A 2,500-nucleotide genomic window follows, 5' to 3' on the forward strand; every position below is an offset into this window, starting at 1 on the left:
GTAAGCGGCTCGTGCCGGCCGTTATAGACGGTGGCTGAAGGCGACATCAAAGTGATGCCCATCATTCCCAATCTGATGGGCATCACTTTGACACAGTCTGCGGAGAAGAAGCCGGGTTCCCGAACGGGGCGCCCGAACTACCCACGGGAGTTGCGTGAGCGACTGGCAGCAGCAGCTTGCGAACCTGGCGTATCGGTCGCGAAGCTGGCGCGGGAGAACGGCATCAACGCGAACATGCTGTTCACCTGGCGGCGGCGATATCTGGCCGATCAGCAAGCTCGATCTGCCGGGCTCATTCCGGTCGTATTGCTCAGCGACACGCCGACGGAGGTCATTGCGTCAGCTCCGGTAGAAGCGCCCGCGCAGGGCGCGAAGCCTGTATCACCGGTCGGCACGATCGAGATCCGGATCGGTCGTGCGGTGGTTAAAGTGGACGGCCTGGTTGATGCCGATATGCTGCGGATCGTGCTGGGTAGTCTGCGCTCATGATCTCCCTACCGGCAGGCACGCGCATCTGGATCGCTGCTGGCGTCACCGATATGCGATGCGGGTTCCAGGGGTTGGCAGCGAAGGTGCAAACAGCGCTTGGGGAGAATCCGCTGGGCGGCAACGTCTACATCTTCCGGGGCCGTCGGGGCGATCTGGTAAAGATTCTCTGGGCCTCGGAGGACGGAATCTGGCTGCTTGCGAAGCGGCTTGAACGAGGCCGTTTTATATGGCCCAAGGCCGACGGTGGCAAGGTCCATCTGAGCTCTGCGCAACTGTCGATGCTGCTTGAGGGCATCGACTGGCGACAGCCCCGTCGCACTGCCGCACTATCGATGTTGTAAACCGTGCGGCAGACTCGTAAACTACGGCGCATGTCGAACGGCGCCGATCTTCCTGACGATGTCGAGCTCCTGAAGGCCTTGCTGGTTGAGGCCCGTAGCCTGCTTGCCGAACGCGATGTCGAGATTGAGCAGCTCAAGGCGCAGATCGACAAGCTCAGGCGCATGCAGTTCGGTCGCAAGTCCGAGCAGCTGCAGCGGCAAATCGAGACGCTCGAGACTCAACTTGAGGATCTGGCGGCCGGGCGCGGCGTTGTGGATGTGCAGCGTGCGCAGGCCCGAAGTGCAAATGCGTCCACCTCAAATGCGACTACAGACGAAGCGGCTTCCAGGCAAGCGCTTCCCGCGCATCTGCCGCGCGAGGATCATGTGCTCAAGCCTGAATCAAGTTGCCCGGATTGCGGACAACCAATGCAGGTGCTCGGCGAGGACGAATCCGAACAACTCGCCCGGGTCGCAGCGGCGTTCAAGGTCATTCGCACGATCCGGCGAAAACTGGTTTGCCCATGCTGCAGCACTATCAGCCAGCCCCCGATGCCCGGCCTGCCGATCGAGCGGAGCATCGCCCATCCGAGCTTGCTCGCAGACATCCTCGTCTCGAAGTATGCAGACCACCAGCCGTTGTACCGGCAATCGGCGATTGCGGCACGCGACGGCGTGACACTTGACCGGGCCAGCATGGGCCGCTGGATCGGCCAGTGCGAGGCACTGTGCGCTCCGCTAACAGCGGCGCTGCGCAGCTATACGATGGCCGCGACCAAGCTGCACGCGGATGACACGCCGATCCCGGTGCTCTCACCGGGCAACAGGAAGACGCGCACCGGCCGGCTATGGGTCTACGTGCGCGACGATCATCGCTCGGGCTCGACGCAACCGGCGTCGGTCTGGTTCGCGTACTCGCCGAACCGGCAAGGCATCCATCCTCAAACCCATCTCGCCAACTTCAAAGGGATCCTGCAAGCGGACGCTTACGCGGGATTCGACGAATTGTTCCGCGATGGCTCGATACGCGAGGCGGCATGCCATGCGCACGCGAGGAGAAAGTTCTACGACATCCATGTGCGCACGCCATCTGACACAACACAAAAGGCACTCGAATATATTGGCGGGCTCTATGACATCGAGGCTTCCATTCGCGGCAGGCCAGCCGCCGAGCGGTTGCGAATACGGCAGGAGAAAGCCAGACCACTGCTTCAGATCTACGAAGCGTGGCTCAGGGCAAAGCTTGAAACGCTGTCGTCGAAGTCCGATACGGCCAAGGCGATCAACTACACGCTGAACCAGTGGAGCGCACTGACGTTGTATTGCGAAGACGGCACGCTGGAGATCGACAACAACATCGCGGAAAATGCGCTGCGTTGTGTAAGCTTGGGCCGGAAAAATTTTTTATTCGCCGGCTCCGACAGTGGCGGCGAACGGGCCGCCGCGATGTACTCGTTGATCGGAACTTGCACCTTGAATGACATCGATCCGCGTGCCTACCTGGACTATGTGCTAGCCCACATCGCCGATCACAAAATCAATCGCATCGACGAGCTCCTGCCTTGGCGTGTGGCTGACAAGCTGCACACGCCTACCAGTCCGCCGAATCCCGCTACCTGACCGGTGGCTCCAGTTCACCATCATGCCTCACGCGCACGCGCCTAGACAAACGGCCCAGCTGAGCCGCTTAC

At 61.2% G+C, this 2,500-nt stretch carries 3 protein-coding genes; all 3 read left to right on the top strand.

All coding sequences use genetic code 11. The features are described 5' to 3' along the window. Positions 1-30 precede the first annotated feature (30 nt). The 3 genes from AB4Y44_RS42165 to AB4Y44_RS42175 are packed head-to-tail and all read left to right on the top strand — an operon-like array spanning position 31 to position 2,429. Positions 31-489 (top strand): transposase, encoded by a 459-nt coding sequence (locus AB4Y44_RS42165; protein WP_368702788.1) that lies wholly within the window; start codon positions 31-33, stop codon positions 487-489. After that, on the top strand, positions 486-830 hold the full coding sequence (tnpB, locus tag AB4Y44_RS42170; protein ID WP_094783439.1) for an IS66 family insertion sequence element accessory protein TnpB: 345 nt from the start codon (positions 486-488) through the stop codon (positions 828-830). The genes AB4Y44_RS42165 and tnpB overlap by 4 nt, the downstream gene beginning before the upstream one ends. A 30-nt stretch (positions 831-860) precedes the next feature. Next, a complete protein-coding gene (locus AB4Y44_RS42175; protein WP_368702789.1) occupies positions 861-2,429 on the top strand; it encodes an IS66 family transposase in 1,569 nt (522 codons plus the stop codon). Positions 2,430-2,500 lie beyond the last annotated feature (71 nt).

Origin of the sequence: Paraburkholderia sp. BR10937 (assembly GCF_040965695.1) — a bacterium.
GTDB lineage: Bacteria > Pseudomonadota > Gammaproteobacteria > Burkholderiales > Burkholderiaceae > Paraburkholderia.